A 14072-nucleotide genomic window follows, 5' to 3' on the forward strand; every position below is an offset into this window, starting at 1 on the left:
TAATTTTATGAATTTGAAATTGTAACCTTTTACTCCCCTTTAGGGATTGGGGGTTATTCTTCTGTTTTAGTTTCTTCTGATGAAGGCGCTTCAACTTCTGCTTCTGCAGTTACCTTTTTAGTAGTTGGTCTTTTTTCGCCAGCTGCTCTAGGTTCTTTAACTTCAGGAGCATCAGCTGCAACTTTCGCTGCTACTGCTTCTTTTTCTGCTTCATCATCTTTTTCGCGTTTACGCTCATCTAAACCTTCTTCAATAGCTTTGATAATTACATCAGTAATTAAAGAGATTGATTTTGTAGCATCATCATTCGCCGGAATCGGGAAATCGATGTTAGAAGGATCAGAGTTTGTATCAACCATCGCAAAAGTTGGGATGTTTAATTTTAATGCTTCAGTTACTGCGATATGCTCTTTCTTAACATCAATTAAGAATAAAGCTGCAGGTAAACGGTTTAAATCAGCAATACCACCTAGAAGTGATTCTAATTTAATACGCTCACGCTGAATCATCAAACGCTCTTTTTTAGATAAAATAGCATAAGTACCGTCTTTAGTCATTTTATCGATGGTAACCATCTTTTTAATTGACTTACGAACTGTAGCGAAGTTGGTTAACATACCACCTAACCAACGTTCAGTTACGAAAGGCATATTTACTTTTTTAGCTTGCTCAGCTACGATTCCTTTTGCTTGTTTTTTTGTTGAAACAAATAATACTTTACGTCCTGATTTTACGATTTGTTTAATCGCAGCCGCAGCTTCTTCAGTTTTAGTTAAAGTTTTATTTAAATCTATAATGTGAATTCCATTACGCTCCATGAAAATGTAAGGAGCCATTTTTGGATTCCATTTACGGGTAAGGTGACCAAAGTGTACACCTGCATCCAATAAGTCTTGATAAGTTGTTCTTGCCATTGTTCTTGCCTCCTGTGATTAACGTTTACTGAATTGGAATTTCTTACGAGCTTTAGCACGTCCTGGTTTTTTACGCTCAACCATACGCATATCACGCGTCATTAGGCCTTTAGCACGTAATGCAGGTTTTTTCTCCGCATCTAGTTCAACAATCGCTTTAGCAATAGCTAAACGAACAGCTTCTGCTTGTCCTTTTACTCCACCACCTTGTACATTTACAGTAATATCATAACGACCAGTAAGCTCAGAAACTTCTAAACTTTGGTTTACGATGTATTGCAATGGTAAAGTAGGGAAATATTCTTTGTGATCTTTACCGTTAACGGTAATTGCGCCAGCACCATCTTTTAAGTAGATGCGTGCAACAGCTGTTTTTCTTCTTCCTGAAGTGTTAGTAACTGACATTTCTTAAAGTTTAATGGTTTTTGGAGACTGAGCTGAATGAGGGTGGTTTTCACCTGCATACACAAAAAGATTTGTGTATAATTTTTTGCCCAATTTAGTTTTCGGTAACATACCACGTACCGCTTTCTCGATTACACGTTGAGGGTGTTTTGCCATTAACTCCTTAGGAGAGATAAAACGTTGACCACCTGGATAACCAGTATAAGAAACATATTGCTTTTCGCTGAATTTGTTTCCTGTCAATTTAACCTTGTCTGCATTGATAACAATAACGTTATCTCCGCAATCTACGTGTGGGGTGTACTCAGGCTTGTTTTTACCACGGATGATCATAGCGATCTTCGATGACAAGCGCCCCAAAATCTCGCCTTGTGCATCAACAACAATCCACTGTTTGTTAACAGTTTTCGCATTGGCAGAGACAGTTTTGTAACTTAACGTATTCACTTGCTTGTATTTAATTTATTAAACAATTATTTATTCCCATTAAATTTGGGACTGCAAAGATAGATAGAAAACTTTTATTATCAAATAGTTGACGGGAAAAAAAGTTATGAGTTAAGTGATAAGTTTTATTTCTTCAAGAAAATCGTCCTGCTGAATTTATCTCAACATCTGATAGACTTTGTTTTTTAAGGATTCATAAAGCAAAATCCGCAGTTCTTCTGGCAACTCAACCGGTTTTCCGCTAATTTCTTTGGTTTTCAGCTTTGAAAACTTTCTTTTTACGTCGCTATTGAAGTTGCATAAGCTATAACAGAAAACAAACAGGATACAGCTGTATGGTGATATCGAATGGAATGATTTTGAAATGTGTTTTCGGATTTGGGATTTACATAATGGCAAGCATAAACTCAATCTACAAATCATCAGGCATATAGCCCATTCTTTTTCTCGGCCCGATTTTCTTATCCATCAATTTATCAAGGTAACTGAAAACCAACTCAATATTTTTATCTTGGTTATTCAGTTTCCGCTTAATGTCCTCAATCTCATATTTTAATTCGCCATTTTCGGTTAACCATTGCCGTAATCTTGTAAATATTCTTACAATCTGAATATTTACCTGAATGGCCTGCTGACTTTTTAAAATGCTGGAAAGCATAAGTACGCCATGTTCGGTAAAAACATTAGGTAGATAAGTTCTTCCGCCTCTTCCGATCTTTGAGGTCACAATTTGTGACCTCAAAGATTCCCATTCACTTTCAGTAAGTTGAAACATAAAATCTTTTGGAAATCTTTCGAAATTTCTACGAATGCTTTGATTCAAAACTTTTGTTTCAACTCCATAAAGTTCTGCCAAATCGCTATCCAGCATAACCTTATGACCGCGGATTTCATAAATTTTGTTTACTAGAATATTTTCAGGGATGATAGAGCGCGTTTCTTTAGCCGCCATATCAAATTGGATTTAAGTTCAATATACGAATAAATTTGAGTGTTGTTGCGTAAATTATTGATTTCAAACAATAGCTAAAGCGTGTTGTTATCTACGCAGTTCCTTAACCAACAAATTATTTATGCAATACCTTGATAATATTTTCGGTTATCCAATTCCACTATTCGTAAAAAACATAATTATTGGTTTTATTGCTATTTTGACAGGCATTTTAATCAAATTTATCATCCATAAGGTGTTTATACTCTTATCTCGCTGGTGGGATTTTATCATCATTAAATCAATCATCAAACATTTAAGAAGGCCTGTTGATGTTTTCATTCCTTTATTGTTGCTAAATTTTTCTTTTGATTTGATGGTAATGCCAACTGTAATTCGCCTGCCTTTAGATAAATTGCTGGAAATAGCGTTAACCGTAAATTTTGCATTAATTCTGATAAGGATTATAAATGTTCTGGAAGATTATTTTTACCTCAAGTATGATCTGAATAAGGAAAATAATTTAAAAGAACGTAAAATAAGAACGCAACTTCAATTTGTCCGTAAGTTTATCGTTTCGCTGATTATTTTAATAACAGCTGCTATCATTTTATTAAGCTTCGAAAGTATGCGTAAAATTGGTGCAGGTTTGCTTACTGGTGTCGGTATAGGTGGCATCATTATCGGTTTCGCAGCTCAAAAGTCGCTTGGTAATTTACTGGCTGGTTTTCAAATTGCATTTACCCAGCCCATAAGAATTGATGACGTTCTTGTTGTAGAAGGCGAATGGGGAAGGGTAGAAGAAATTACGTTAACCTACGTTGTAGTAAATATCTGGGACCAACGCAGGTTAATTTTGCCCATAACCTATTTTATTGAAAAGCCCTTTCAAAACTGGACAAGGGTTTCAGCAGACTTATTGGGTACAGTATTTCTTTACCTTGATTATACTATTCCGATTGAACCACTACGACAGGAAATGACAAAGCTTCTAAGCTTGAATCCACTTTGGGATAAACGTGTAAACGTTGTTCAGGTTACGGATAGCACGAAAGATGGATCGATAGAAGTCCGTTTTTTAATGAGTGCTTCTAATTCATCTCGGGCTTTCGATTTGCGCTGTAACATCCGTGAAGCGATGATTGCCTATATTCAAACCAATTACCCTGAAAGTTTACCAAAGAAAAGACTGGAGTTTAAGGATAAGTTTGAGAATATATAATAACCAACTTAGGCACCTAAGACCATTTAAGTACCTTGTTCAGGTTCACCTAAGGTGCCTAAGGTGGTAAAAACTATTTAAACATACCTTTCAACTTCGCTAACTTTTCCTGTAAATCTCCATCAGCATTTTTAGGTTCGTTACGTGGCTTGAAGTTTTGCTTTTGATTATTCGGCTTAAAATCTTGTTTAGCTTTTTCTTCTCCTGGCTTTCTTCTTTGGTCTTTCTGTTTTGGTCTTTCTTCCGTCTTCATCGACAGCGAAATTCTTTTACGCGCGGTGTCAACTTCCATAACCGTAACCTCAACTTTCTGGTGAACTTTAACAATATCATTTGGATTTGCAACAAAACGATTAGCCAACTGACTCGTATGAACCAAACCGTCCTGGTGCACACCAATATCTACAAAAGCACCAAAATTGGTAATGTTTGTTACAATTCCTGGCAATTTCATCCCGATTCTTAAATCAGCGATTTCATTTACACCATCAGTAAAACTAAAAGCTTCGAATTGTTCCCTAGGATCGCGGCCAGGTTTGGCCAATTCTTTCAAAATATCGGTGAGTGTTGGTAAGCCTATTTCATCAGTAACATATTGTTGTGGCTTAATTTGTTTTTGCAGTTGCGTATCTTTCATCAAAGCAGAAACGGTTGTGCCCAAATCTTTGGCCATTTTATCAACTACGGCATAGCGTTCAGGGTGAACGCCGCTGGTATCCAAAACATTTTCTGCGTTGCGGATTCGCAGGAAACCTGCGGCCTGCTCGTAAGCCTTATCACCCAGGCGAGGCACTTTTTTCAAGCTTGCGCGGTTTTTAAAAGCACCATTTGTATTTCTATAGTCAATAATGTTTTGTGCTAAAGTTGGGCCTAAGCCGGAAACGTATGCTAAAATTTGTTTCGATGCCGTGTTTAATTCAACACCAACGGCATTCACAGCACTGATTACGGTATCATCTAAACTTGCCTGTAGTTTACTTTGATCAACATCGTGCTGGTATTGGCCAACACCGATGGATTTCGGATCAATTTTAACCAGTTCAGCCAAGGGATCCATCAGCCGGCGGCCAATCGAAACTGCTCCCCGAACGGTAATGTCCTGTGTCGGGAATTCTTCGCGGGCAACTTCAGAAGCCGAATAAATAGACGCTCCGCTTTCATTTACCATCACAATCGTAATATTTGGTAAGTTTAAATTGCGAATAAAAGTCTCAGTTTCTCTACCGGCGGTTCCATTACCAATAGCAATCGCTTCAATAGCATGTTTTTCACAAAGCTGCTTTATGGTGATTTCAGCATTTTTTATGTTCCCCTGCCCTGTATGCGGGTAAATGGCGGTGTTTTCTAACAACTGGCCTTGTTTATCTAAACAGACTACTTTACAGCCGGTACGGAAGCCAGGGTCGATAGCCAGTACATTTTTTTGGCCCATTGGCGCGGCCAGTAATAACTGACGGGCATTTTCAGCGAAAACACGAATGGCTTCCTCATCGGCTTTCTGCTTGGTTAAAACTCTGAGTTCAGTTTCCATCGCAGGTTCCAGAAGTCGTTTATAACCATCTTCCAAAGCTTGTTGAACTTGTTTTGAAGCTGCATTGTTTCCTAATATGAATTGCTTTTCCAGGATTGATAGCGCATCCTCAGTGGGAGGTAGGACATCTAAACGTAAAATCAATTCTTTCTCGCCACGGCGCATCGCTAAAACGCGGTGAGAGGCGGCCGCTTTCACTGGTTCGCTCCATTCAAAATAATCTTTGTACTTAATACCATCTTCTTCTTTCCCTTTAATTACTTCTGACTTAAAGACTGCTTTTTCTTGAAAATAGCTGCGCATTTTGGTTCTGGCTTCTGCATTTTCTGAAATCATTTCAGCAATAATATCAAGAGCGCCGGCTAATGCTTCTTCCAGGTTATTTACACCTTTTTCTACATCTATAAATTTATCTGCCGAGGCTTCCAAATCAAAATTCTGTTGTTCGAAAATTTGAATTGCGAGTGGTTCTAAGCCTTTTTCTTTCGCTGCCGATGCGCGGGTTTTGCGTTTCGGTTTATAGGGCAGATAGATGTCTTCCAAAAGTGAAATGGTCTCGGCTTCGTTTACTTGTTTTTCAAGCTCAGGTGTCAACTTCCCGAGATCGGTCATTGATTTTAAAATCGCTTCACGGCGCTTGTCTAAATCGCGTAGTTGTAAAACCCTGTCGCGTATTGCGGCAACTTCAACCTCATCTAAACTACCTGTCAGTTCTTTACGGTAACGTGAAATAAATGGTATGGTTGCACCTTCATCCAGCAGGTTTACGGTTGCAGTTACTTGTTTTTCTGCAACTTTTAATTCGGCTGCAATTATTTTATGGTGAGCTAACATATTCGAAAATTAAAGGAGCAAAGCTAATCATGATTTTGCGAAGATTTTTAAGATTCTGGGATTTTATGATGGAACGAATAATGCATTTGCCAGTCTAAGCTGCTGCCCGAAATAAAGCTTCCGGCTGTTAAAAAATAAAACATAACTGGTTTCTTTCGGTTAATATAGTAACGCTCTGCAGAATGATTAACTAAATTTTATAATTATGAAAAATGTAAGCACACCTAAAAACAATCCGACAACACAGGGAAGTTCGATAGCTGACAGAGCAAATCACGATGTTAAAACTGATAAGAAAATGCAGGGCATTACGAATGGCGGCGGGCAGCGGTCAGACCAGACTTCAAATAAGGATAATCAACGTAAACAAGATAATAAGAAATAGTTTAAATATGGAAGATGTTTATGTATTCATTTTTCTATATACATCTTCCATTTTACATTTTTATAAGGGGTTTGCAGCCAAATTAATGATGTCTTTTCCTTCTAAGATTTGCCGCTTATTATTGTGGCTTAGCGCATTTATCATCGCATCACCAAGTTCTGTCATTTTACAAAATCCATTTGGGAAAAACTTTCTTCCAATTGGAAACAGCCAGTTAATGTATTTGTAAAAATTGTGCGCAAATTTTTGTCCTTCAATCGGTTTAATGAAACCTGGTCTAAAGTTGAAAACCTGTTCGAAAGGTAATTTCATTAAATCATTTTCAGTTTTACCTTTAACTCTTTGCCAGTTTAATCTGCCTTTTTCGTTAGTTCCGCTTCCAGATACATAACAGAAAGTCATGTTTTCATTCAACTTACTTAATGTTTCTGCTATATGCATCGTAAGCGTGTAAGTCATTTTGTAATAAACCTCATCGCTCGCACCTACAGAAGTAATTCCTAAACAGAAAAAACAAGCATTGTAACCTGTCAACTGGTTCTCAATTGCCGAAAAATTAAAGAAATCCTGGTGAATAATTTCCTTCAATTTAGGGTGTGTGTAACCACAGGATTTACGGTTGATGACTAATATTGAATTAATCTCAGGACTATTCAGGCATTGTATTAAAACGCCTTCACCAACCATCCCCGTTGATCCGGTAATAATTACATGATTTTCTTTTCTTGTTTTTTCCATGAAATGTCGTATTATGGCTGAATAACTGTTAAAGTTAATCTTTGTTTGGTCTAATAAATTCGGTATAACTTTTCCTTACGTACATCAGTAGTTGATAATCGTTCATTTTTCTGATTTCTGTAGCAGAAGGGCGATATCTTTGAATGAAATTTTGCAGATAATCGCCTTCGAGGGTTGTAATTGAAGCTATTTTTTCAGCGTTAAACCTATGGTCGATATACTTGGTTTCTTCGGCCTTTAATTGTTCTTTTTTTAGTTTTGATAGTGATGATTTGTTTTTTGTGAGCAAACCAATCGTTTTCAATATATCAAAACTCACAATGGAGGATGTAGAATTTGAGACTAAGTTTGAGCCAAAAGTTGGATAGCGCAAACCTTTTTTCACGACAACATCTTTAATTGTTGGTGCTTTATAAGCGAAAACATTTGCGAACTCCTTTCTCATTTTTAGCGAATCGGCAAGGTAATCGCGTTTGGGGAAAATCAGCACATCATCTAAGTTTATAGACGACGGTTTAAGGTAAATCGTAAAGTCTTTAAAATTGCTGGCTAAGTTTAAATCGTAATCCTGATAACCCAGCTTCTTTAGCTCGACAATTTCAATTGAAGCAATTTTTTGAAACGAAAATTTCCCTGTGATTGTGGTAATTATCGTTTGTTGCCCATAGGTAATAACGACATTATCTACCGGTAATTTTGTGTTATAATCTAAAACCAGACCATTAATCTGCTGGGCAGAAATTTTGCTCGTTACAACGGCTAGTAAAAACAGGAAGTAGATTTTCATTATCCGATTGGCTTTCAGCTAAAATAAAACATAATTGTTCGGTAATAGAAAGTTTAACAGAACTTAACTTTTTCCTAATTTGATTAAAAAAAAGGTTCCGATTTTCATCGGAACCTTCGGTCAATATTTCTGATTACCTCATTGTCGGAGGTTTCATCTGGTAATCGTAAGGGGGTTGAGCACCTAACAAATTTTGGACAAAATAATCCCATCTTCTTCTCATCATATATGGTGAATAAGAGCCGTAGCCATGAGCACTATTCGGGAAAATAACTAAATCGAAAGATTTGTTCGCTTTTTCTAACGCCTCAACCACTAACAAGGTATTGTAAGGCGGTACATTATCGTCCATCATTCCGTGAACAAGCATTAGTTTTCCTTTTAAGTTTTTTGCGTAATTCTGATTGGCCTGTGCTTCGTAGTTGGCATTTTCGACTAAGCCATTGTAACGTTCGCCCCAATCGTCCTCATAATTTCTGTTTTCGTGGTTTCCGGATTCAGAAATGCCGACTTTAAAAAAATCAGGGTAACGGAACATGGCTGCTGCTGTTGCGAAACCACCTCCGGAGTGGCCCCAAATCCCGACCTTTGTGGTATCCATCGGGTATTTTTCAGCAAGTTGTTTAATTGCTGTAATTTGATCAGGAAGGGTGTTTTCAGCCATGTTTCCATAACTCATATCGTGGAAGCTCTTTGAGCGGTTGGGATTGCTTGTGCCTTCCATTACCACAACGATAAAGCCTAATTCAGCTAAGCATTGATTATCGCCGCGAGACGCTGCAAACGACCAGCTGCCTACACTTCCGCCTTGCGGACCGGGATAAATATAATCGATAACCGGATATTTCTTTCCTGTTTCAATCTTCGTTGGGGTAAAGACCAATCCATAGATTGCTGTTTTACCATCCGCGGCCTTAACCGAAACTGGTGTTGGTGCTTTCCAACCGGTAGCAGCTAACCTCGAAACATCTGTTTTTTCCAATTCAGTAATTAGTTTACCATCCATGCTGCGGAAAACGCTCGTTGCCGGAACATTTGGTTGAGAGTAAGTGTCGATAAAATATTTACCCGATGGAGATATTGTTACATTGTGGTTTCCTGCTTCAGGAGTTAGGTCAGTTAATTTTTTTCCATCAAAACCAATCTTGTAAAAATGCCCGAAATAAGGATTTATTTTATCCTGACCATTTGCAATAAAATAAAGCGTACGGCTTTTCTCATCTACTTTTAACAAGCGGGTAACTACCCAGTTTCCTTTTGTAATTTGGTTTTTCACTTTGCCTGTTGTCGCATCATATAAATATAAATGCCCCCAGTTATCCCTCTCAGAATACCATAAAATTTCTTTTGTCGCAGGTAAATACCTCCAGTTAATGGCACCCTGCCCGGATTCGTATTGTGTTTTTACGGTTTCTTCAAATACCTCGCGAACGGCACCAGTTGCTGCATTTGCGATGCGGAATTTTTCATTTTTATGATCACGTGAAGTAGATACGAAAGCAACCTCTGAACCATCGGCTTTCCAGTCGATGTCATCGAAAGTTCCGCTGCTGGAGATGTCGTCACTTAAAGTAGCACGGTGTGGATCGGGTGGAATGTTCAAAGAAACCACTTTGGCATTTTCGACATCAATAACAACTCTTCTGATGGTTGGGATTTCTTTATCGCCCGGCAACGGATATTTCCATGCGCTGAGTTTCGGGGAACCTACATTTGTGCTCACCAGGTACATATCTTTGGAGTTTCGCTGATCTTGCTGGAAAGTCGCAATCTTTCTCGAATCCGGCGACCAGCGTAAAATAGCGCCGTCGCTGTGTGTCCAGCCCGCGTTGTCTGTGGCATAGCCGTAATCCTTGATGCCATCGGTTGTGAGTTGCGTCAATTTACCGGAAGCAAGATCTTTTACATAAAGGTTGTATTCTTTAATCAGGATCGATTTTTTTCCATCAGGAGAAACCACTTCTCCACGACCACCCCGGCGGGGATTTTGTGTGCCACCACCATTATTTTTGTAGTCATTAGTCAGGGTTTTGGTTTTTGTCAGCGGATCTACTAAGAAAGTCTGTTCAGCGCCTGCTGTTCTTGTGGTATACCAAAACTTATCACCTTCCAGCCAGTTTGGCTGAGAAAAGCTGTGATCGATATATCTTGCCGTGTTGTAACTTAAAAAGCTTTCGGCATGTTCATAATCTTTCGATGTTAGCGATTTACCTTGCTGCGCGTTAACTGTAATTGCACAGGCGCATGCAGCGACAGATAGTAAATATTTATTCATATTTTAATTATTACTTTTTGATAAAATTAATACTGTTTTTAGGTTTGCAATTAATTTATCAAGAATAATACATAATGATGCATCAATCAAGCCCCTGTTTGAAAGGTAGATAATAGGTGTTTTAGCTGTTTTGAGCAGCAGATCCTTTTATACAACGGAGCGTATTTTCGGCGGTAGAAGGGATTTAGTCCATCCGGTGGCCTTGCAATACCTATAAAAATGGGATAAATTCTGATGCAACCAGCCAGTGTAGGTAATTCTATGAAAAGGTGGAAGCCTTTTCATAGAAACTCAATATACTTTAAAGACTAGTTGACAAAAAACAAATTCCGGGTTATTATGGATTAGTCAATGTAACGTCTAAATAGACCGAATGCCTGCCGTATGTTTCGTAGAAAGGTTTAAAAACCACATCATCTATTGTGAAAAATAATTTCGATGGGTCGCCTTTAATCGTTTTGCTGAGGTCGTCTGCATTGAGCTTTATTTTTCGCCAGTCTTTTCTTGCTTCTGCTTCCTGAGCGGCCAATAGTATTGGCCCGTAGAATAGACTGGCCAGATTTTGTTGATCCATTACCGGAGCGAGATGAAAGGTAAATGGCATTTTCAATTCAATTACATCACCATTTCTCCAGTTTCTGTTAAGTTTCAGGTAAGTTCCCGGCGTAGCGGTTACCTGCTGCCGTTTTCCATTTATAGAAACAAAAAAGCCTTTTTTAGCCCAAGCGGGTACACGGAAATTAATGTCAAAAGTTCCATTACCTGTAATTTTCAGGCGTGTTTCGTCCGCATTTGGAAAATCAGTATTTTGTTCAACAATGATTTTTCTTTCTTGCCAATCCAAAACTGAGGGAACATAAAGATTTACGTACAACGACTGATCATCTTTACTCTTATAATATATCGTGTTTTGAAGTTTAGTGCTGCTTTCAATTGCCGTTCCATTACAGCACGTAAAACCAGTCATGTCGGCATTGCCAAATTGTTTCATTGAGCCCGGACGGAGCGGAACATGATACGTATTACCGGGATCGTTTTCTGCAACGGATGCCAGTATATGGTTGTACAAACTGCGTTCATAATAATCCATTAATTCCGCTCGTTGATCGTAAAGAAATAGGTCGCCTGTTAATTTAAGCATGTTGTAAGTTGCACAGGTTTCGTTTTGTCCCCCTTCTGAAAATCCATTTTCATACAAGCTTGATGGCTGGGCAGTAAAGCATTCGGCATTTGCCGGGTTTCTGGCACCTGCTACGCCACCAATACTATACGTATAGTCATCTACCATTTTATGCCAGAAATTATCGGCTATTTTGTAGTATTCCGGATTATTTGATGCACGGTACATTTCGATACTGCCCACAATTTGAGGTATATGCTGGTTGGCATGAAGTCCCCGGAATAAATCAACGTTTTTGGCAAGGCCGCTGGAATGACTCGTATCGCCGTAAAAAACCTTAATATTGTCAAATAAACTTGCTGTTTTAAGGAAAACTGGTTTTTTGGTGATTCTATACAAGCGAGCCATCGATTCATTCATCCCGCCATATTCGCCAGCGATATAGGTATTCCACATTTTGATGAGGGTATCTTGCGGCAAAGCATTTAAGCGGGCATAAACCCAGTCGCCCATACCAGTGGCCACATCCAGCGCTTTCTTATTGCCAGATGCTTCATAAACATCAATTAGTCCCGCCAGAATTTTGTGCAGCGTATAGTATGGTGCCCAAATCTGGTTCTTTTGTCCACCATATTTTGCACCGTGCTCTAACATAATAAATTGATCCGGCGGATACGCACTAATGAAGCCCTTGCCCCAATTCCAGTAATCTGTACGAATACCTGCACTGCTTAAATCAGAATCATAATTCTTTTTACCCGGACCTGGTAAAACCGCTGCTGGACTTGCAACAAAGGGTGCACCTGGTTTTTGCGCTTTTCCGGATAATTGTGCTAAATCATAAAGAGCATTGACCATGTAATCCATCTTTTTTGCAAAATTGGCTTTCAGGTTTTTATCATAGCCTGTGCTGGAATAAGCCTGTGCAATGGCAGAAAGGTAATGTCCTGTAGCGTGGCCCCGTAGTTTGGTATCTTCCGTATCCCAAACGCCTAAAGGCTTAGCCCCGGCGGGTTGTTTTTGGCCAAAAGCATGGCGGAACATGTATAAGAAGGCGTTTGGATCTGTTTGCGCTAACGTATTGATGAACTTATTCCGATTCTGGATAAATTTGGTCTCACGATGCTCAACGTCTGTTTTCATGCTTACCCGGTTAAGGGCAAAAGGTTCGAGTTTTAGCGTAGGTGTTGAATTAGGTTTGGTTTGGGTAACAGTAACTGTAGCTATAGGCTTAAAGGTTGTTCCCGGAACATGCCCCGTTATTGTATATTTTCCGATAGTTAGCACGGATGTGTTATCGGTTGGAGCAGGCCAAATCACCCTAACTTCCGGGCCGCTTTCTTTGTTTTTATAAGCTCCATTTAAATATGCGGGTAAGCGGGGGAGGTTTCCAATGCTTGTGGTCACTTCCACATCTTCAACTTTAATTAGGTTGGCATTATAAAGCTGTGGAGCCGATGCCGGGAATTTTGGCAGTTCGTCTTCCCTTTTAGAGTTAACATTTGGCTGTGCGTCCTGACCGCCTTTGCCAGCATTTTTAAATATTCCTGAGACCTGCCTTCCACTTAGCGGTATCCGATAAATGCGGAAATCGTATAGCATGGCATTAAGGAATGAATCACCAGCTGATAACGATTTACCAATATTCAGACTGTTGCGTTCTTTTGCCGATGCGGAGAAAATGGCTGTCAAATCAATTGGTGTATTTTGGATTGTCGCTACAAGTTGACCATCTACATAAGTGGTGATCGATTTAGCCGCAACATCTAACACCACCGCTATATGCATCCATTTATTGAGTTCGATACCCGGCAAAACTGAAATGTGATCCTTATTATTTTCAGCAGCGTATATAACCTGCGGGCTACCATTGATATCGAGACTGGCAAAGAAATGTTTGCCCGGGTTCTTGCCAAAATCGAAGAAGTATTGTCCTGGTTTTTTAGACTGAAGACAAATCCATCCGCTAATGCTGATCGACTCCAAATCAGCAGCAGCTTCTCCCGGTAAGGTTAGGTAAGCATTATCGCCAGCAAGTGAAAGAACAGTTCCAAAGCGTTTGTCTTTAACAAATTTTGCCCCTTCACCATTTAATTTAGCGTGAAAATTATTCCGTGACCAGTCTTTTACGTTTCCATCAAATATGTATCTGGCGTTTAAACTGGTTTCACCAATCCCATCCAATATCTGATCGCCGTTTTGAGCACGGGAAATATTCCGGCTGAACAGGCATCCTAGAATAATGCCCACAACCACTAGCTGTCGGATGCAAAAGGAATATGGTGCGAAAGTTAGAATATGTTTTGCTTTACGGTTCATTTTTTTTAGATATCATTTCCTCCCGGAAACTTGTATTAAATCTTTGTTAATTTATGAAAGGAGAGGTAAAATTAAAAAGATGCAAGTAGCTTTTATGATCCATTTTTAGCTGATAGAGGCTGAATATTAACAAAATACGTACTAATTAACTTAGTTACAACTGC

At 38.9% G+C, this 14072-nt stretch carries 11 protein-coding genes; 2 read left to right on the forward strand and 9 right to left on the reverse strand.

Translation table 11 applies throughout. The annotated features are described in order from the left end of the window. Nucleotides 1-53 precede the first annotated feature (53 nt). From rpsB to ASF92_RS02460, 4 genes are all read right to left on the reverse strand, one after another. A complete protein-coding gene (rpsB, locus tag ASF92_RS02445; protein ID WP_056087293.1) occupies nucleotides 54-914 on the reverse strand; it encodes a 30S ribosomal protein S2 in 861 nt (286 codons plus the stop codon). A gap of 18 nt (nucleotides 915-932) precedes the next feature. Continuing rightward, nucleotides 933-1319: a 30S ribosomal protein S9 gene (gene rpsI, locus ASF92_RS02450; protein ID WP_010602006.1), complete on the reverse strand. Its 387-nt coding sequence runs from the start codon at nucleotides 1317-1319 to the stop codon at nucleotides 933-935. A gap of 3 nt (nucleotides 1320-1322) precedes the next feature. Next, nucleotides 1323-1766, reverse strand: coding sequence for a 50S ribosomal protein L13 (gene rplM / locus ASF92_RS02455; protein ID WP_029287677.1), 444 nt, complete (start codon nucleotides 1764-1766; stop codon nucleotides 1323-1325). Between the two features lie 412 nt (nucleotides 1767-2178). Continuing rightward, entirely contained in the window at nucleotides 2179-2718 is a 540-nt protein-coding gene (locus ASF92_RS02460) for an ORF6N domain-containing protein (RefSeq protein WP_056087296.1), read from the reverse strand. Nucleotides 2719-2839: 121 nt separating this feature from the next. Here ASF92_RS02460 and ASF92_RS02465 point away from each other — a divergent pair, with 121 nt between their 5' ends. Next, nucleotides 2840-3919, forward strand: a complete 1080-nt coding sequence (locus ASF92_RS02465) for a mechanosensitive ion channel family protein (RefSeq protein ID WP_056087299.1) — start codon at nucleotides 2840-2842, stop codon at nucleotides 3917-3919. A 73-nt stretch (nucleotides 3920-3992) separates the two neighbouring features. On the opposite strand, the gene ASF92_RS02470 is transcribed toward ASF92_RS02465, so the two are convergent. Further along, nucleotides 3993-6284 carry a Tex family protein gene (locus ASF92_RS02470; protein ID WP_056087302.1) on the reverse strand — a complete coding sequence of 764 codons (2292 nt, stop codon included), beginning with the start codon at nucleotides 6282-6284 and terminating at the stop codon, nucleotides 3993-3995. A gap of 205 nt (nucleotides 6285-6489) precedes the next feature. On the opposite strand from ASF92_RS02470, the gene ASF92_RS02475 reads away from it, so the two are divergent. Next, nucleotides 6490-6669, forward strand: coding sequence for a hypothetical protein (locus ASF92_RS02475; protein ID WP_056087305.1), 180 nt, complete (start codon nucleotides 6490-6492; stop codon nucleotides 6667-6669). 60 nt (nucleotides 6670-6729) lie between these two features. On the opposite strand, the gene ASF92_RS02480 is transcribed toward ASF92_RS02475, so the two are convergent. The 4 genes from ASF92_RS02480 to ASF92_RS02495 all read right to left on the reverse strand — a co-directional run bounded on the left by ASF92_RS02480 (nucleotide 6730) and on the right by ASF92_RS02495 (nucleotide 13908). Further along, nucleotides 6730-7407 carry a hypothetical protein gene (locus ASF92_RS02480; protein WP_056087307.1) on the reverse strand — a complete coding sequence of 226 codons (678 nt, stop codon included), beginning with the start codon at nucleotides 7405-7407 and terminating at the stop codon, nucleotides 6730-6732. 34 nt (nucleotides 7408-7441) lie between these two features. After that, nucleotides 7442-8194: a hypothetical protein gene (locus ASF92_RS02485; RefSeq protein WP_056087311.1), complete on the reverse strand. Its 753-nt coding sequence runs from the start codon at nucleotides 8192-8194 to the stop codon at nucleotides 7442-7444. Between the two features lie 133 nt (nucleotides 8195-8327). Then, complete coding sequence (locus tag ASF92_RS02490) at nucleotides 8328-10469, reverse strand: S9 family peptidase (RefSeq protein WP_056087314.1); 2142 nt, start codon at nucleotides 10467-10469, stop codon at nucleotides 8328-8330. A gap of 337 nt (nucleotides 10470-10806) precedes the next feature. Continuing rightward, nucleotides 10807-13908, reverse strand: a complete 3102-nt coding sequence (locus ASF92_RS02495) for a beta-L-arabinofuranosidase domain-containing protein (protein ID WP_056087317.1) — start codon at nucleotides 13906-13908, stop codon at nucleotides 10807-10809. Nucleotides 13909-14072 lie beyond the last annotated feature (164 nt).

Source organism: Pedobacter sp. Leaf176, assembly GCF_001424305.1.
Taxonomy (GTDB): domain Bacteria; phylum Bacteroidota; class Bacteroidia; order Sphingobacteriales; family Sphingobacteriaceae; genus Pedobacter.